Source organism: Lentzea sp. NPDC042327 (assembly GCF_040647275.1).
GTDB lineage: Bacteria > Actinomycetota > Actinomycetes > Mycobacteriales > Pseudonocardiaceae > Lentzea.
Map to the genome: position 1 here is coordinate 1 of NZ_JBEZBX010000032.1, position 17,043 is coordinate 17,043.

The 17,043-nt window shown below is 70.2% G+C and carries 15 protein-coding genes; 8 read left to right on the plus strand and 7 right to left on the minus strand.

The features are described from left to right. From AB0A63_RS39585 to AB0A63_RS39610, 6 genes are all read left to right on the plus strand, one after another. Window positions 1-852: methylmalonyl-CoA mutase family protein (locus AB0A63_RS39585; protein ID WP_360401639.1), on the plus strand; the 852-nt coding region annotated here is incomplete at its 5' end. Next, on the plus strand, window positions 849-2,984 hold the full coding sequence (gene scpA, locus AB0A63_RS39590; protein WP_360401642.1) for a methylmalonyl-CoA mutase: 2,136 nt from the start codon (window positions 849-851) through the stop codon (window positions 2,982-2,984). The genes AB0A63_RS39585 and scpA, both read left to right, overlap by 4 nt. Then, window positions 2,977-3,969, plus strand: a complete 993-nt coding sequence (gene meaB / locus AB0A63_RS39595; protein ID WP_360401645.1) for a methylmalonyl Co-A mutase-associated GTPase MeaB — start codon at window positions 2,977-2,979, stop codon at window positions 3,967-3,969. Before scpA ends, meaB begins: the two co-directional genes overlap by 8 nt. 56 nt (window positions 3,970-4,025) lie before the next feature. Further along, window positions 4,026-4,319 carry a hypothetical protein gene (locus tag AB0A63_RS39600; RefSeq protein ID WP_360401648.1) on the plus strand — a complete coding sequence of 98 codons (294 nt, stop codon included), beginning with the start codon at window positions 4,026-4,028 and terminating at the stop codon, window positions 4,317-4,319. 214 nt (window positions 4,320-4,533) lie between these two features. Next, on the plus strand, window positions 4,534-5,706 hold the full coding sequence (locus AB0A63_RS39605; RefSeq protein WP_360401651.1) for a M20 family metallopeptidase: 1,173 nt from the start codon (window positions 4,534-4,536) through the stop codon (window positions 5,704-5,706). Further along, on the plus strand, window positions 5,703-6,977 hold the full coding sequence (locus AB0A63_RS39610) for an amidohydrolase (protein WP_360401654.1): 1,275 nt from the start codon (window positions 5,703-5,705) through the stop codon (window positions 6,975-6,977). The genes AB0A63_RS39605 and AB0A63_RS39610 overlap by 4 nt, the downstream gene beginning before the upstream one ends. Before the next feature lie 64 nt (window positions 6,978-7,041). Here the strand turns inward: AB0A63_RS39610 and AB0A63_RS39615 are convergent, their stop codons facing one another. Both AB0A63_RS39615 and glpD read right to left on the minus strand, forming a co-directional pair. Further along, window positions 7,042-8,481, minus strand: coding sequence for an alkaline phosphatase D family protein (locus AB0A63_RS39615; RefSeq protein WP_360401657.1), 1,440 nt, complete (start codon window positions 8,479-8,481; stop codon window positions 7,042-7,044). A 28-nt stretch (window positions 8,482-8,509) separates the two neighbouring features. After that, window positions 8,510-10,207, minus strand: coding sequence for a glycerol-3-phosphate dehydrogenase (gene glpD, locus AB0A63_RS39620; protein ID WP_360401723.1), 1,698 nt, complete (start codon window positions 10,205-10,207; stop codon window positions 8,510-8,512). A 294-nt stretch (window positions 10,208-10,501) separates the two neighbouring features. On the opposite strand from glpD, the gene AB0A63_RS39625 reads away from it, so the two are divergent. Together AB0A63_RS39625 and glpK are read left to right on the plus strand one after the other, a co-directional pair. Then, the gene (locus AB0A63_RS39625) at window positions 10,502-11,245 is read left to right on the plus strand and encodes an MIP/aquaporin family protein (RefSeq protein ID WP_360401660.1); all 744 of its coding nucleotides are present in this window, start codon (window positions 10,502-10,504) and stop codon (window positions 11,243-11,245) included. Window positions 11,246-11,259: 14 nt separating this feature from the next. Then, on the plus strand, window positions 11,260-12,768 hold the full coding sequence (gene glpK, locus AB0A63_RS39630; protein ID WP_360401663.1) for a glycerol kinase GlpK: 1,509 nt from the start codon (window positions 11,260-11,262) through the stop codon (window positions 12,766-12,768). 49 nt (window positions 12,769-12,817) lie between these two features. Here glpK and AB0A63_RS39635 read toward each other — a convergent pair whose 3' ends face one another. The 5 genes from AB0A63_RS39635 to AB0A63_RS39655 all read right to left on the minus strand — a co-directional run bounded on the left by AB0A63_RS39635 (window position 12,818) and on the right by AB0A63_RS39655 (window position 16,941). After that, complete coding sequence (locus AB0A63_RS39635) at window positions 12,818-13,345, minus strand: sortase (RefSeq protein ID WP_360401666.1); 528 nt, start codon at window positions 13,343-13,345, stop codon at window positions 12,818-12,820. Window positions 13,346-13,409: 64 nt separating this feature from the next. Then, window positions 13,410-14,108 carry a hypothetical protein gene (locus AB0A63_RS39640; protein ID WP_360401669.1) on the minus strand — a complete coding sequence of 233 codons (699 nt, stop codon included), beginning with the start codon at window positions 14,106-14,108 and terminating at the stop codon, window positions 13,410-13,412. 87 nt (window positions 14,109-14,195) lie between these two features. Beyond that, the gene (locus AB0A63_RS39645) at window positions 14,196-14,804 is read right to left on the minus strand and encodes a class F sortase (RefSeq protein ID WP_360401672.1); all 609 of its coding nucleotides are present in this window, start codon (window positions 14,802-14,804) and stop codon (window positions 14,196-14,198) included. Next, window positions 14,801-15,457, minus strand: a complete 657-nt coding sequence (locus AB0A63_RS39650) for a hypothetical protein (RefSeq protein ID WP_360401675.1) — start codon at window positions 15,455-15,457, stop codon at window positions 14,801-14,803. Before AB0A63_RS39650 ends, AB0A63_RS39645 begins: the two co-directional genes overlap by 4 nt. A gap of 80 nt (window positions 15,458-15,537) precedes the next feature. After that, the gene (locus AB0A63_RS39655; RefSeq protein ID WP_360401678.1) at window positions 15,538-16,941 is read right to left on the minus strand and encodes an NAD(P)H-quinone dehydrogenase; all 1,404 of its coding nucleotides are present in this window, start codon (window positions 16,939-16,941) and stop codon (window positions 15,538-15,540) included. Window positions 16,942-17,043 lie beyond the last annotated feature (102 nt).

Sequence of the window (17,043 nt, forward strand, 5' to 3'; positions counted from 1 at the left end):
AACACGCAGAACCTGCTGCTGGAGGAGTCGCACCTCGGCGCGGTGATCGACCCGGCGGCGGGGTCCTGGTACGTGGAGCAGCTGACCGAGTCGCTGGCCGTGGCGGCGTGGGCGTGGTTCCAGGAGCTCGAACGGGCCGGTGGGCTGCCGGGTGCCTCTGCGCTGGTCGCCTCGCGGATCGCGGGGACGTGGGCGCGGCGGTCGGCACGGCTGGCGGACCGCAGCGACCCGATCACGGGGGTCAGCGAGTTCCCGGACCTGGCCGAGAAGCCCGTGGTCCGCCCGCCCCACGCACCCGCGCCCGCCTCGGCCTCTCCGGTGTCCGCGGCCCCGCCCTTCGGAATCGATACCGACTCGCAGGCCCCCAGGGGGGACGCACCCCCCATCCCGATCATCTCAGGCGGGTCTGACAGTTTCGGGCTGCCGCGGGTGCGTTATGCACAGGCCTTCGAGGAGCTGCGCGACCTCGCCGACGCTCAGCCCGAACGCCCCGTGGTCTTCCTCGCCACCCTGGGCCCGGTCGCCGCCCACACCGCACGCGCCACGTTCGCCGCCAACCTCTTCAACGCCGGCGGTTTCGCCACCCCGAGCGCGGGCCCGACGAAGACCGCCGACGAGGTCGCGGACAGGTTCACGGCCTCGGGCGCCAAGATCGCGGTCGTGTGCGGCAGCGACTCCAGCTACGCCGAACTGGCCGTCGACACCGTCGAAGCGCTGCGGAAAGCCGGCGCGACGCGGGTGCTCCTGGCCGGCAAGAAGACCGATGCCGACGTCGACGGCCGCGTGTACGCGGGCTGTCCGGCGCTGGAGATCCTGAACAGCACCTACGAGCTCCTGGGAGTGCAGCGATGATCCCCGACTTCGCGGACGTCGACCTCGGCTCGCTCCCGTCGGCGAAGTACGAGACCGATCTGCCCGTGTGGGAGACGCCGGAGGGCATCGCGGTCAAGCCGGTGTACGGGCCGCAGGACCTCGACGGTCTCGACTTCCTGCGGACCTATCCCGGTGTCGCGCCGTTCCTGCGCGGCCCGTACCCGACGATGTATGTCAACCAGCCGTGGACCGTGCGCCAGTACGCGGGGTTCTCGACGGCGGAGGAGTCGAACGCCTTCTACCGGCGCAACCTCGCGGCCGGGCAGAAAGGCTTGTCGGTCGCGTTCGACCTGGCCACGCACCGCGGGTACGACTCGGACCACCCGCGGGTCGCCGGTGACGTCGGCATGGCCGGTGTCGCGATCGACTCCATCTACGACATGCGCACCCTGTTCGACGGCATCCCGCTCGACCGGATGTCGGTGTCGATGACGATGAACGGCGCGGTGCTGCCGATCCTGGCGCTGTTCGTGGTGGCCGCGCAGGAGCAGGGGGTGCGGCCGGAGCAGCTCACGGGGACCATCCAGAACGACATCCTCAAGGAGTTCATGGTCCGCAACACCTACATCTACCCGCCCCAGCCGTCGATGCGGATCATCTCCGACATCTTCAGCCACACCTCCGAGCACATGCCGAAGTTCAACTCCATCTCGATCTCCGGCTACCACATGCAGGAAGCGGGCGCGACCGCCGACCTGGAACTCGCCTACACCCTCGCCGACGGCGTGGAGTACCTGCGCGCAGGCCAGGCAGCCGGGCTCGACGTCGACAGGTTCGCACCGCGGCTGAGCTTCTTCTGGGCCATCGGCATGAACTTCTTCATGGAGATCGCCAAAATGCGGGCCGCGCGCCTGCTCTGGGCGAAGCTGGTCAACGAGTTCCAGCCGAAGAGCCAGAAGTCGCTCAGCCTGCGCACGCATTGCCAGACATCCGGGTGGTCGCTGACCGCGCAGGACGTGTTCAACAACGTCGCGCGCACCTGCGTCGAGGCCATGGCGGCGACGCAGGGGCACACGCAGTCGTTGCACACCAACGCACTCGACGAAGCGCTCGCACTGCCCACCGACTTCTCCGCGCGCATCGCCCGCAACACGCAGCTGCTGCTGCAACAGGAGTCCGGCACGACGCGCGTGATCGACCCGTGGGGTGGCAGCGCCTACGTCGAACGGCTGACCGCCGAGCTGGCGGCGAAGGCGTGGGGGCACATCAGCGAGGTCGAGAAGGCCGGCGGGATGGCCCGCGCGATCGACGAGGGCATCCCCAAGCTGCGCATCGAGGAAGCCGCCGCCCGCACGCAGGCGCGCATCGACTCCGGCCGCCAACCCGTGATCGGCGTCAACAAGTACCCGGTGACCGGCGACGAGCAGATCGAGGTCCTCAAGGTCGACAACGCCGGCGTGCGCGCACAGCAACTGGAGAAACTGCGCCGCCTCCGCGAAGAACGCGACCAGTCCGCCGTGGACAGTGCCCTCGAAGCGCTGACGAACGCGGCGGGCAGTGGGGGTAACCTGTTGGAGCTGGCGATCAACGCCGCCCGCGCCAAAGCCACCGTCGGGGAGATCTCCGAGGCGCTGGGCAAGGTGTGGGGCCGGCACTCCGCGCAGATCCGCACCATTTCCGGTGTCTACCGGCAGGAGGTCGGCCCAGTGTCCAACGTGGACGCCTGCCGCGAGGTCGTCGACACGTTCGCGCGGCAGGAAGGCCGCCGGCCGCGCATCCTGGTCGCCAAAATGGGCCAGGACGGGCACGACCGCGGCCAGAAGGTGATCGCCACGGCGTTCGCCGACCTCGGCTTCGACGTCGACGTCGGCCCGCTGTTCCAGACACCCGACGAAGTCGCCCGCCAAGCCGTCGAGGCCGACGTGCACATCGTCGGCGTCTCCTCCCTCGCCGCCGGGCACCTCACGCTGGTGCCCGCGCTGCGCGAGGAACTGGCCAACCTCGACCGCGCCGACATCATGATCGTCGTCGGCGGCGTCATCCCACCACAGGACTTCGACGAACTGCACGCGGCCGGAGCGGCAGCGATCTTCCCACCCGGCACCGTCATCGCCGACGCCGCCAAGGACCTCCTGGTCAAGCTCGCGGACCAGCTCGGCCACCATGGCTAGGGCGATCGACGTCGCCGAGTACGCGAAGGGCGTGCTCGGCGGCAACCGCAGCGTGCTCGCCAGGGCCATCACGCTGGTCGAGTCGACCCGCGCCGACCACCGCGCGCAGGCCCAGGAGCTGCTCGTCGAGCTGCTGCCGAAGTCCGGCGCGGCGGTCAGGGTCGGCATCACCGGTGTCCCCGGCGTCGGCAAGTCCACGTTCATCGACGCACTCGGCACGATGCTGGTCGAGCGGGGCCACCGGGTCGCGGTGCTCGCCGTCGACCCGTCGTCCACCCGCACCGGCGGCAGCATCCTGGGCGACAAGACGCGGATGGCGCGGTTGTCGGTGAGCCCGGACGCGTTCATCCGGCCCTCGCCGACCTCCGGCACGCTCGGCGGCGTCGCCCAGGCCACCCGCGAGACGATCGTGCTGGTCGAGGCGGCCGGGTTCGACGTGGTGCTGGTCGAGACGGTCGGCGTCGGGCAGTCCGAGGTGGCCGTCGCCAACATGACGGACTGCTCGCTGTTCCTCACCCTCGCCCGCACCGGCGACCAGCTCCAGGGCATCAAGAAGGGCATCCTGGAGCTCGCGGACGTCATCGCGGTCAACAAGGCCGACGGCGAGCACGAGCTGGACGCCCGCAAGGCCGCACGTGAGCTGGCGGGGGCGCTCAAGCTGCTGCGCGCGCCGGACGCGGTGTGGCACCCGCCCGTGCTCACCTGCTCCGGCCTCACCGGGGTCGGTCTCGACGAGCTGTGGTCCCGCGTGCTGGAACACCGGACGATCCTGAGCGAGGTCGGGGAGCTGGACGAACGCCGGCGGCGCCAGCAGGTCGACTGGACCTGGATGATGGTCCGCGACTCGCTGTGGCGGCAGGTGCGCGAGAGCCCGGCCGTGCGCGCGTCGGCACCCTCCCTGGAGGAGAAGGTCCGCAGCGGGGAACTCACCGCGACACTCGCCGCGGAGCAGATCCTGAAAGCCTTCCAGGCCGACGCTGGGTGAGTGCGTAACTAGTTTGGGTGACCTTCGATCGTGGTATTCGTTGTAGAGTTCAGGGCATGTCGAGGTTGCTGCTGGCCTGCGTGTTCGCGCTGATGGGCGTCTTCGGGATCGCCGGGACATCGGTCGCCGACGAGGGTGCGAACGCCCCCGCGGTGGTGGTGGCGCAGACGACGGCGAACCCCGGTCCGGCCCTCGACTCGCCGCAGGAGCCGTCCCCGGAGGTGCGGCAGGAGACCAAGCAGAAGCTGTGGATCGGCGGCATCGCGCTGGTGCTGTTCACGATCGTCTACTACCGCAACAAGAAGCGGTGGGCGGCGTGGAAGAAGGCGCGAGCGGCCAAGAAGGGCTGACTCGAGGACGTTCGAGGTGTGTTCGCCTGAGACGCCGCGTCCCACCTGATGGGACGTAATAGTCAAAGTTAAGCGTGCTTCTCGGCCATTTGCGTCATCGTTGATCGGTCAGACCGAAACTCGCTCGCCGCTCGGCGCAGCGCTGCGACCGGCCAGCCGGTTGATCATCATCAGCGCGTCGCGTCCTGGGGGCGGTGATGCAGGATGGTGGCAAATGGGTACCGACTTGAAGATCAGCACACGCTCGACCGTCGAGCGGTACTCCGACGCGCTGGTGGACCTGTCGCACTCGATCCACGCCGAACCGGAGCTGGCGTTCGAGGAGCACCGCAGCGCGGAGAAGATCACCTCCCTGCTGGCCCGCGAGGGTTTCAAGGTCGAGTCCGGTGTCGCCGGCCTGGACACGGCGTTCGTCGCGACGTTCGGCGACGGCGAGCTCGTGCTGGGACTGTGCGCCGAGTACGACGCGTTGCCCGAGGTCGGGCACGCGTGCGGGCACAACGTCATCGCTGCCGCTTCGGTGGGAACCGCTCTTGCGCTGCGTGACGTCGCCGACCGCCTGGGTGTCACCGTGAAGGTGATCGGGACGCCCGCGGAGGAGGTCGGTGGCGGCAAGGTGCTGATGCTGGAGCGGGGCGTGTTCGACGACGTCTCGTTCTCGATGATGGTGCACCCCGCGCCGTACGAGTCGTGCGCCGCGCGTTCGCTCGCCATCACCGACCTGGAGGTGCACTACAGCGGCAAGCCGTCACACGCGGCCGCCGCCCCGCACCTGGGCATCAACGCCGCCGACGCGGTCACCGTCGCGCAGATCTCGATCAGCCTGCTGCGGCAGCACCTCGAGCCCGGCCAGATGGTGACCGGCATCGTGACGAACGGCGGCACGGTCCCGAACGTAATACCCGCCCGCGCATCGGCGATGTTCGATGTGAGGGCGGAGAACCTGGAATCGTTGCAGCGCCTGGAGAACCGGATCCGGGACTGCTTCGGGGCCGGAGCGCTGGCGACCGGCTGCACCCATGAGGTCGTGCAGGTCTCGCCGATCTACGCCGAGCTGACCCCCGACCCGTGGCTCGCCGATGCCTACCGGCACGCGGCCACCGAGCTGGGGCGACGGCCGCTCTCCCGAGAAGAGGAAGCGGGCAGGAAGATCGGAAGCACCGACATGGGCAACGTCACCAGAGTGTTGCCCGCAATCCACCCGACCATTGCCATCGACTGCGGAGACGCGGTGAACCACCAACAAGAGTTCGCGACCGCCTGTGCGTCGGCATCGGCCGATCGCGCGATGCTCGACGGAGCACTCGCCATGGCCTGGACGACGATCGCGACAGCCACCGACCCCCAGCAGCGGGAACGCCTGCTGGCCAGCGGAGGTGCCGCATGACGGTCCTGGACTCCCGCCTTTCCGGCGCTGCGGTTTCTTCCTCCCCTGAGATGCTCGTCGACCCCACCGGGGTGAGCATGTCTCCTGTGGATGATCTCGGAGAGGGCCGCGGCCCCGCCTGGCTCGACGACTGGCTGAAGGCACACGCCTCGGACGTCGTCGCGTGGCGCCGCCACATCCACGCCCACCCCGAGCTCTCCCGGCGCGAGTACAACACCACCGAGCTGGTGGCGAAGCTGCTGCGCGAGGTGGGCCTCAAGCCCCGCGTGCTGCCCGGCGGCACCGGCCTGATCTGCGACATCGGCCGCGGTCCCCGCATCGTGGCCCTGCGCGCCGACATGGACGCCCTGCCGTTGCACGAGAACACCGGCTCGCCGTTCTCGTCCACTGTGGACGGTGTGTCGCACGCGTGCGGTCACGACGCCCACACCACGGTCCTGCTGGGCGCTGCGCTGGCACTGGCCTCCGCCACCGAGCTGCCAGGACGGGTGCGGCTGGTGTTCCAGCCGGCCGAGGAGGTCATGCCCGGCGGAGCGCTCGACGTGCTCGCCGCGGGTGGCCTCGACGGTGTGGAGCGGATCTTCGGCCTGCACTGCGACCCGCGCCTGCAGGTCGGCCGCATCGGCACGCGCATCGGCGCCATCACCTCCGCCTCCGACCTGCTGGAGCTGCGGCTTTCGTCACCGGGCGGCCACACGTCGCGGCCGCACCTGACCGCCGACCTGGTGCACGCGCTGGGCACGGTGATCACCGGCCTGCCGACGATGCTGTCCCGCCGCGTCGACCCGCGTTCCGGCACCGTGCTGGTGTGGGGTGCCGTCCACGCCGGTGAGGCGCCCAACGCGGTGCCGCAGGACGGCCTGGTGCGCGGCACCCTGCGCACCGGCGACCGCGACATCTGGGCCGAGCTGGAACCGCTGGTCAAGGACCTGGTGACCGGTCTGCTGCTGCCGACCGGCGTCGGGTTCGACCTGCACCACCGCCGCGGCGTCCCGCCCGTGGTCAACGAGCGGGAGTCGACGCAGATCCTGCGCGCCGGCATCGAGGCCGCACTCGGCGACGACGCGCTGGCCGGCACCGAGCAGTCCTCCGGCGGTGAGGACTTCGGCTGGTACCTGGAGCACGTTCCCGGGTCGTTCGCGCGGCTCGGCGTGTGGAACGGGGTGGAGAAGCAGCGGGACCTGCACCAGCCGACGTTCGACCTGGACGAACGGGCCCTGCTCGTCGGGGTGCGCGTGCTGGTCCACACGGCCCTGGCCGCCCTCGCCTAGCTGTGAAGGCGTCTGCAAGTACCACCAACCACGTGGTTGGTGGTACTTGCGGACGCCGTTCGCGTCAGAGGACCTGGTCCACCTGAGCGGTGTCGTGCAGCGTCCGCCACGAGTGCGCGAGAGTCACCGCCGTGTTCGGGTCGCGCTTGTCGGCGAGGTAGTGCCAGTCCATCCGCACCTGCTCCGGCGTCACGGTCAGCACCTGCGCGCCGTGCGAGTCGAGCTCCACGAACTTCACGTGCGGGTTCAGGGCGCGGAACTGGGCCTCGATCTGCAGTGACGCGGAACGCGGCGGCACGCCGATGCGTTCGTCGAAGTTGTCCGAGGTCACCGAGGTCGAGACGAACTCCGTGGCGACCGTGCCCTCGCCGAACGGCACGTCGATCGCCCACGACGAGTGGATGTCGCCGGTCAGGAACACGGCGTTCTTCATGCCCGCGCGGTCGAGGGCGCGCAGCACGACCTCGCGGTCCGCGGGGAAGCCGTCCCACTGGTCGGTGTTCGTCGGCGGCAGGCCGGGCAGGGGCGGGATCTTCAGCGGGGCCAGCATCACCGAGTTGCCGACGAGCTTCCAGCGGGCGCGGCCGTCGGTCAGCGCGGACGTGAACCAGGCGCGCTGGGCGGTGCCCAGGATGGTCGTGTCGGTGCGGTAGCTGCGCAGGTCGAGCATGGTGAGGTCGGCGAGGCGGCCGAAGTGCAGGCGGCGGGTCAGCTTGCCCTCGCGGACCGGCATCCACTCGAAGTAGGCCTGCGTGGCCGCGGCCAGGCGGGCGCCCCAGGGGCCCTCGGTGGCCGGGTCGTGGACAGGGGAGCCGATGGACGAGGAATTTTCCGCCGACTCGTGGTCGTCCCAGGTCGCGATGACCGGGTGCGCCGCGTGCAGGGCCTGCAGGTGCGGGTCGGTCTTGTACTGGGCGTGGCGGGTGCGGTAGTCGTCGAGCGTCTCGCACTCGTGCTGCGGTTCGGTGACGCGGACGCCGGGCTCGAAGTACTCGTAGACGTAGTCGCCGAGGTGGATCACGGCGTCCAGGTCGTCACGGGTGGCGAGGTAGCCGTAGGCGCCGAAGTGGCCGGCGATCCAGTTCGCGCAGGAGACGACGCCGAACGTCAGCGAGCCGCAGTCGGCGGACGGGCGGGGAGCGGTCTTGGTGCGGCCGACGGGGGAGACCACGTCGGCGGCGGTGAAGCGGTAGTAGTAGCGGGTGGCCGGGCGCAGGCCGGAGACCTCGACCTTCACGGTGTGGTCGCGGTGGGCGCCGGTGAGGGTGCGGCCGCGTGTCACGACGTGCGTGAACGACGCGTCGCGGGCCACCTCCCAGCGGATCGGCCCGTCGGTGACCACGCGGGTCCACAGCAGCACGCCGTCCGGGTGCGGGTCACCGGAGGCGACGCCGTGCTCGAAGACGGGTGCGGTGGTGGCGTGCGCGGTGCCGGTGACGGCGGCACCAGCGGCACCGGCGGCGGCAGTGGCTTTCAGGAACGTTCGACGATCGACCCCGGGCATGCCGCCCAGCATGCCCGAGGCCGGCTCGTCAGCTCACGGGTTCGGTCAACTGCGGACGGGCCTCGGGAGCCGCGGCACGAACGGCGTCCGCGGCTTGGTCGTCCGCCTTCGTCTGCGAGGTGCGCTCGGACTCGACCCGCGCGTTGTAGACCTCGACCTCGCGCTTCACCGCGTCGTCGTCCCAGCCGAGGACCGGGGCCACCAGGCGGGCCACGGCCTCCGCGCAGTCCACGCCGCGGTGCGCGTACTCGATGGAGATGCGGGTGCGGCGGGTCAGGACGTCCTCCAGGTGCAGGGCGCCCTCGTGCGACGCCGCGTAGACGGCCTCGACCTGGAGGTAGTCGGGGGCCGCGGTGATCGGCTTGAGCAGCTCCGGGTTGCCCGCGGCCAGGCCGAGGACCTCGTGCACCAGCGAGCCGTAGCGGTCCAGCAGGTGGCGGACGCGGTACGGGTGCAGGCCGTGCCTGGCCGCGAGCTGGTCGGCCTGGTTGACCAGGGCGTGGTAGCCGTCGGCACCCACCAGCGGCACCTTGTCGGTGATCGACGGCTGAATGCGGCCCGGCACGTCGACCTGCGCCGCGTCCACGGCGTCGGCGCCCATCACGCGGTACGTCGTGTACTTGCCGCCCGCGATCGCCACCAGACCGGGCGCGACCCGTGCCACGGCGTGCTCGCGCGACAGCTTCGACGTCGAGTCGGACTCACCGGCCAGCAACGGGCGCAGACCCGCGTAGACGCCCTCGATGTCGTCGTGCGTCAACGGCGTCGCGAGCACGGAGTTCACGTGTTCGAGGATGTAGTCGATGTCGTGCTTGGTCGCGGCGGGGTGCGCGAGGTCGAGGTTCCAGTCGGTGTCGGTGGTGCCGACGATCCAGTGGTTGCGCCACGGGATCACGAACAGCACGGACTTCTCGGTGCGCAGGATCATGCCCGCCTCGGCCACGATCCGGTCGCGCGGGACGACGATGTGCACGCCCTTCGACGCCCGCACCCGGAACCGGCCGCGCGAACCCGAGAGCCGTTGCAGCTCGTCGGTCCACACACCGGTCGCGTTGATCACCGCGTGCGCCCGCACGTCGACCTCACGGCCGTCCTCGACGTCGCGGACCCGCACGCCGGACACGCGGTCCGCCTCCCGCAGGAAGCTGATCACCTGGGTCGACGTGCGCACGACGGCGCCGTAGTGCGCGGCGGTGCGGCCGACCATCATCGTGTGCCGGGCGTCGTCGGCTTGGGCGTCGTAGTAGCGGATGCCGCCGATCAGCGCGTCGCGCTTCAACGCGGGCACGAGCCGCTGGGCACCCGCACGGGTGAGGTGCTTCTGCCCCGGCACGGACCGGGCCCCGCCCATCGTGTCGTAGAGGAACAGGCCGGCCGCGGTGTAGGGGCGTTCCCAGATCCGGTTGGTCAGCGGGTAGAGGAACGCGACGGGCTTCACCAGGTGCGGCGCGATCCGGGTCAGCATCAGCTCGCGCTCCCGCAGCGCCTCGCGGACCAGGCCGAACTCCAGCTGCTCCAGGTAGCGCAGGCCACCGTGGAAGAGCTTGGACGACCGGCTCGACGTGCCCGAAGCCAGGTCGCGGGCCTCCACCAGGGCCACCCGCAGGCCGCGCGTGGCCGCGTCCAGCGCCGCGCCGACGCCGACCACGCCACCGCCGACCACGACGACGTCGAACGTCTCGGACCCCAGGCGCTGCCACGCCTCCTCGCGTTCGGCGGGTCCCAGCCCGCCGGTGACCGGAGGGGCGACGGGGGTCTGCGGTGCTTCAGCTGCGTCCTTGTTCGTGGCCACGACGGATGCCTCCCCTGTGCCGACTCGCGGATCACGTTACCTGCAGTCACCGACCTCCGCCCACGGGCGAGCGCACCGGGTCCCCGCGGCCTGAAAACGGCCCGGCGAACCCACCTCGCGTGGACAACTGATCAGCCCGGTAATAGCGTCCGAGCACGTTGCAGGCGGGCAGCGCGGCCTGACCTCCGGGTGTGCGCTCCTCCTGGCCGCAGACGAAGGAGGCCGACGGTGGGTGCAGGCTCGATCTTCGTGTGGGAGGTGCTGGGGACGGCGGTCCTCATCCTCCTGGGCACCGGTGTGGTCGCGAACCAGGTGCTCAAAGACACGCTCGGCAACAGCACGGGGTTCCTGTTCGTCAACGTCGGCTGGGCGTTCGCGGTCTTCGCGGGTGCGAGCATCGCGAACCCGAGCGGTGCGCACCTCAACCCCGCCCTCACGTTCGGGCTCGCCATCGCGGGCAAGACGCCGTGGGGTGACGTCCCGTTCTACGTCCTCGGGCAGATGGCCGGTGCGATCATCGGCGCGATGCTCTGCTGGGCGACCTACAAGCTGCAGTTCGACACCCACGACGAACCGCAGAACACCCTGGGCATCTTCGCCACCGGGCCGACCGTGCCGAACGCGCTGTGGAACACGGTCTCCGAGGTCATCGGCACGTTCGTGCTCGTCGCCTGGGTCCTGCTGTCCCCGTCCGCGAAGGCCGCCGAGGGCGGACTGCCGCAGTTCGGCAACTCGGCGCTCGGCTACGCGGGCGTGGCGTTCGTGGTCCTGGTCATCGGCACATCGCTGGGCGGCCCCACCGGGTACGCCATCAACCCCGCTCGCGACCTCGGTCCGCGCATCGCCTACGCCTTCCTCATGCCCATCCGCGACAAGGGTGGCGCAAACTGGGGCTACTCGTGGGTGCCCGTCGTCGGCCCGCTGGTCGGCGGCGCACTCGCGGCGTTGCTCTACCTGGTTCTCCCGGTCTGAAAGGACACACGCGCATGACCCAGTACGTGGCCGCGATCGACCAGGGCACCACGTCGACCCGCTGCATGATCTTCGACCACTCCGGGCGGGTGGTGTCGGTCGACCAGAAGGAGCACGAGCAGATCTTCCCGAAGGCCGGGTGGGTCGAGCACGACCCGAAGGAGGTCTGGCAGAACACCCGCCAGGTCGCCGCCGGCGCGCTCGCGAAGGCCGACCTGACCACCGCGGACATCGTCGCCGTCGGCATCACCAACCAGCGCGAGACCGCGGTGGTGTGGGACCGCAACACCGGTGAGCCCGTCTACAACGCCATCGTCTGGCAGGACACCCGCACCGACCGGATCGTCACCGAGCTCGGTGCGCTGGGCGGCGGCCAGGAGCGCTACCGGGCCAAGGTCGGCCTGCCGCTCGCCACCTACTTCTCCGGCCCCAAGGTCCGCTGGATCCTCGACAACGTCGAGGGCGCCCGCGAGAAGGCCGAGGCGGGCGACCTGCTGTTCGGCAACATGGACACCTGGGTGCTGTGGAACATGACCGGCGGGGTGAACGGCGGCGTGCACGTCACCGACCCGACCAACGCCTCCCGCACCATGCTGATGGACCTCGACACGCTGCAGTGGGACTCCTCCATCGCATCCGACATGGGCATCCCGATGTCGATGCTGCCGGAGATCCGGTCCTCCTCCGAGGTCTACGGGCAGGTGCGGGAACGCGGCGCGCTCGCCGGCGTGCCGATCGCGGGCATCCTCGGCGACCAGCAGGCGGCGACGTTCGGGCAGGCCTGCCTCTCGCCCGGCGAGGCCAAGAACACCTACGGCACCGGCAACTTCATGCTGCTCAACACCGGCACCGAGAAGGTGATGAGCGAGAACGGCCTGCTGACCACGATCTGCTACAAGATCGGCGAGGCGGCACCCGTGTACGCGCTGGAGGGCTCGATCGCCGTCACCGGCTCGCTGGTGCAGTGGCTGCGCGACAACCTCGGCATGATCGGCGACGCGGCCGAGGTCGAGCGGCACGCGCTGTCGGTCGAGGACAACGGCGGCGCGTACTTCGTGCCCGCCTTCTCCGGCCTGTTCGCGCCCTACTGGCGCTCCGACGCCCGCGGCGCGATCGTGGGCCTCACCCGGTTCGTCAACAAGGGTCACCTGGCGCGCGCGGTGCTGGAGGCGACCGCGTTCCAGACGCGCGAGGTGCTCGACGCGATGAACGCCGACTCGGGCGTGGACCTCACCGCGTTGAAGGTCGACGGCGGCATGGTCGTGAACGAGCTGCTGATGCAGTTCCAGGCGGACATCCTGGGTGTGCCGGTGATCCGGCCGGTCGTGGCCGAGACGACCGCGCTGGGCGCCGCCTACGCGGCCGGGCTCGCCGTCGGGTTCTGGAAGACCGAGGACGACATCCGCGAGAACTGGGCGATGGACAAGCAGTGGGAGCCGCAGATGGACGACTCCCGCCGCACGTCGGAGTACGCGAACTGGAAGAAGGCCGTCACGAAGACCTTCGACTGGGTCGAGGACTAGGAGTCACGGCACGGCGAGTTCGTGCCGGACGACCGGCACGAACTCGCCGTCAAACAGCGTGCACGATCACGTTGTCGCGGGTGCCGCACGTGATCAGCCGCAGCCCCTGCTGGTCCGCGTCCTTCGCCACGGCCTCGGCGAAGTAGTCGTCGCGGATGACCCGCTCGGTGCGCGTCACCGTGAACCGCGCCACCGAACCGTCCTTCTTGGACACCTCGACGACGTCGCCCTCTGCCAGGTCGTTCAGCCGGTAGAACACGCCGCGGGCCCCGTTGCTCTCGATCCGCCCGACGATGATCCACTGCTTCGGTTGCGTCTGGTGCCAGCCGGCCTGCATGCCCTCGTTGGCCGGGGGCATCTGCACGGCGCCGTCCGCGCCGAGGGGCAGCTGGATCAGCGAGGACCGCACGCCGATGCGCTCGACTCTCAGCTCCATCGGATCCGAGTTGCCGAGCGGCGACACCACCGGCGGCGGTGCGCTCTCGCTCGTCGCAGCCGTCGGCTTCGGCGCCGGCTGCGAGCAGGCGGTGCCGGCCAGGGCCACGCTCAGCACCGCGATCAAGACACGAGTCCCCACGAACCCATTGACGCACATCCGGTGGTCAGGTTGCTCGTCCGGCCAGGACAGTGCCGAACTGTGATCAGGCCGTGCCGCCTCCACCGGTCTGCGGCGCGCCCTTGGGCTTCACGATGGGCGGCTTGGGCTTGGCCGTGGGTGCTGCCGGAGGCGTCGTGGAGGTCGTCGGGGTGGTCGGCGGGGCCTTGACGGTGAACGTGTTCACGAAGGTCTGGTTCTTGTAGCAGTGGACCGTCGCTTCGTACGTTCCGGGCGTGCCGGTCGCCTTGCCTTCGCCGTGCGCGCTGCCCCCGGGGTTGTTCGGGAGGCTGATCGGTGCGACGAAGCCGTTCGACTCGGCGGTGGGGCAGAACGAGTACCCGGTGACCTGCACCTTGATCGTCTCGCCCGGCGCGTACACCTCCTTGTCGAGGAACCGGCCGTCGAACGGGGGCACCGGCGGCTGCGGCTTGTCCAGCCGGTAGCGCACGACCCCCTGTGCGCTGGTGCCCTTGCACTCCAGGTACGCCGCGAACGGGCCCTGCACGTCGGCGAACCTGCCGCGCAGGGTGGCCAGGTCGAACGTCGCGAAGCCGGGCGACGTGAGCGACGTCGGGCCGCCGGGGCAGGTGCCCTCCTCGATCGTCGCGGTGAACTCGGAAGCGTGCGGGAAGACCTCGCCCCCCAGCGAGAACTTCGGCGTGACGTCCTCCTGGGCAGCGGCGATCGGCGTGAGCGCGAACACCACGCCGACGGCCGCGAGCGCGGCAACTGACCTGATCATGGCTGTCTCTCCCCCCTCGGGCACATGGACTGCTGGTACCGAACACGCCCGAGCGGGCGGTTCGGTTGCCGACAGGCGGCCTTTTCCTCAGATCAGCGTCGCGTAGACGATGATGTTGTCCCGGTAGCTGTGCGCGGCCTCGTCGAAGCTGCCCCCGCAGGTGATCAGCCGCAGCTCGGGTTCGGCGGTGTCGCCGTAGACGGCCTCGGTGGGGAAACCGGCCTTGGCGATCTGCTCGGTCTTGCGCACGCGGAACCTGGCCGTGGTGCCGTCCTTCCTGGACACCTCGACCTCGTCACCGGCGACCAGTTCCTTGAGGCGGAAGAAGATCCCCGGCTTCTTCAGCCCGTCGACGTGACCCAGCAGGATCGCGGGACCGGCCTCGCCGGGAGTGCGTGCGAGCCGGTACCACCCGGCCTGCATCGGCTGTTCGACCGGCGGCACCTCGACCGTCTCGTCGGCGTTCAGGCCGAGCGGGACGAGTGACGACGTGGCGCCGATCTTCGGGATGCGCACCTCGGTCGGTTCCGACGGTGGCATGCCCTTCTCGGCGACCGTTCGTGCCGCGGAACCGGTCGGGTGCGCCGGTGAACCGCTCGGCGGCGGGGTCGTCCGCGGTTCTGCCGCGGGAGGGGTGGCACAGGCGCTGAGCAGCGCCAGTGCCACCACCACGACCGCGATGGCGAGCCGCTTCACCGGGCCGTGCCCCCGCCGCCGGTCTGCGGCGCGCCCTTGGGCTTCACGATCGGCGTCTTCGGCTTCGCCGCGGGCTGTCCGGCCTTGGCCTTGACCGTGAACTTCCTGGTCGCGGTCTGGCCGGAGCACTGCATCGACGCCTCGTAGGTCCCCGGCGTGTCGACGACCTTGCCGCGACCGTTCCGCAACGATCCCTCGGTCTTGTAGACGATGTCGATCGGCTCGACGAACCCGGCGGACGTCACCGGGCCCGTGCACATCGCCGTGACCTGCCGGTGCACGTCGATGGTGCCGCCCGCCTCGACCACGTCGTCCGGGAAGAAGTAGAACGTCTCGACCACCCTGAACTTGACCGTGACCGGCTTGCCCCCGCAGGTCGCCGTGGCCTCGTACTCACCGTTCTGGTCGACAGCGGTCCCGCGACCTGCGAGGAGGTTCGGCTGGTTCTTCTCGAGCTCGATCGGCGCGGCGAAACCCTTCGAGGTGACCGGTCCGACGCAGTTGTGCCCCTGGTCAGCGGTGACCCCGACCGGTGCGCCCGGCAGGTACTCGCTCCTGTCCAGGGTGAACCCGGCGTTCTCCTGTGCACCCGCTGCATGTGCGAATGCGAACGTGGCTCCGAGCGCGACGACGGTCGCGAAAATGCGCTTCATCTGTTTCTCCCCCTGAGTGGAACTCGCACCCCGAAGACGCCCCGGAGGGCGCCTCGGTTGCCGGGGGAGGTCTGAGCTACCTAGTCGAGATCGTCGTGCCGCATGAGCTGGCGGCCGGACTCGGTGATGGAGCCCGAGAGCGACGGGTAGACGGAGAACGTCGTCGCGAGGTGCTCGACGGTCAGCTGGTTCTGCACGGCCAGCGCGATCGGCAGGATCAGCTCGCTCGCGTTCGGCGCCACCACGACACCGCCGATGACCACGCCGGTGGCCGGGCGGCAGAACAGCTTCACGAAGCCTCGGCGCAGACCCTCCATCTTGGCGCGGGGGTTCGTGGCGAGCGGCAGCATGATCGTGCGGGCCGGCACCTCGCCCGAGTCGATCGCCTGCTGGCTGATGCCGACGCTCGCGATCTCGGGGTTGGTGAAGACGTTCGCGGCGACGGTCTTGAGCTTGATCGGGCTGACGCCCTCGCCCAGCGCGTGCCACATGGCGATGCGGCCCTGCATGGCGGCGACCGAGGCGAGCAGCAGCACACCGGTGCAGTCGCCGGCCGCGTAGACGCCGCTGACGTTCGTGCGGCTGACCCGGTCGACCGGGATGTAACCGCCGCGCCCGAGCTCGATGCCGATCTTGTCGAGACCGATGTCGTCGGTGTTCGGGACGGAACCGACGGTCATCAGGGCGTGCGACGCCTCGATCGTGCGACCGTCTTCCAGGTGGATCAGGACGCCGTCGCCGACGTTCTCGACCTTGTCCGCGCGCGCGTGCTTGACCACGGCCGTGCCGCGCTCGGCGAACACGTCCTCCAGCACCGCGGCCGCGTCGGCGTCCTCGTGGGGGAGCACCCGGTCCCGGCTGGAGACCATCGTCACCTTCACGCCCATCTCGGTGTAGGCGCTGGCGAACTCGACACCGGTCACACCGGAGCCGATGACGGCCAGGTGCTCGGGCAGCTCGGGCAGGTCGTAGATCTGCCGCCAGGTCAGGACGCGCTTGCCGTCCGGCTCGGCGCCCTGCAGGACGCGCGGGGTGGCACCCGTTGCGATGAGCACCACATCGGCGGTCAGGACCTCCTCGGCACCGTCCGGGGTCGTCGCGACCACGCGGTGCTGGGCCAGCCCCTTCGAACCGTCCGCGAACCGGGCCCGGCCGTTGATCAGCCGCACGCCCTCGCGCTGCAACCGCGCCCGCACGTCGGCGGACTGGGCGAGGGCGAGCCCCTTCACCCGGCCGTGCACGACCGGCAGGTCGACCGCCGCCTGGTCGTTGTTGGTCTGGATGCCCAGCTCACCGGCGTTGCGGAAGGCGCTGCGGGCCCCCGCCGACGCGATGAAGGTCTTCGACGGCACGCAGTCGTACAGCACGCACGCGCCACCCGCCCCGTCGGTCTCCACCAGGGTCACGTCAGCGCTGTGCTGAGCCGCAACCAGGGCTGCCTCGTAACCTGCGGGTCCGCCGCCCATGATGACGATGCGGGTCACGATCAGTTCCCTTCTGCGTGCTTGCTGGCCGGGACAACCGTACGCGTTGTCGCGAACCGCCGTGTCGCCAGGACCGAAAGCTGATCGTCGAGTCGCTACTCT

Coding starts and splice junctions, on each gene's coding strand:
- AB0A63_RS39610 (WP_360401654.1), top strand. CDS start 5,703: ATGACGGTCCTGGACTCCCGCCTTTCCGGCGCTGCGGTTTCTTCCTCC.
- scpA (WP_360401642.1), top strand. CDS start 849: ATGATCCCCGACTTCGCGGACGTCGACCTCGGCTCGCTCCCGTCGGCG.
- AB0A63_RS39615 (WP_360401657.1), bottom strand. CDS start 8,481: ATGCCCGGGGTCGATCGTCGAACGTTCCTGAAAGCCACTGCCGCCGCC.
- AB0A63_RS39605 (WP_360401651.1), top strand. CDS start 4,534: ATGGGTACCGACTTGAAGATCAGCACACGCTCGACCGTCGAGCGGTAC.
- AB0A63_RS39650 (WP_360401675.1), bottom strand. CDS start 15,457: ATGAAGCGCATTTTCGCGACCGTCGTCGCGCTCGGAGCCACGTTCGCA.
- AB0A63_RS39600 (WP_360401648.1), top strand. CDS start 4,026: ATGTCGAGGTTGCTGCTGGCCTGCGTGTTCGCGCTGATGGGCGTCTTC.
- meaB (WP_360401645.1), top strand. CDS start 2,977: ATGGCTAGGGCGATCGACGTCGCCGAGTACGCGAAGGGCGTGCTCGGC.
- AB0A63_RS39640 (WP_360401669.1), bottom strand. CDS start 14,108: ATGATCAGGTCAGTTGCCGCGCTCGCGGCCGTCGGCGTGGTGTTCGCG.
- glpK (WP_360401663.1), top strand. CDS start 11,260: ATGACCCAGTACGTGGCCGCGATCGACCAGGGCACCACGTCGACCCGC.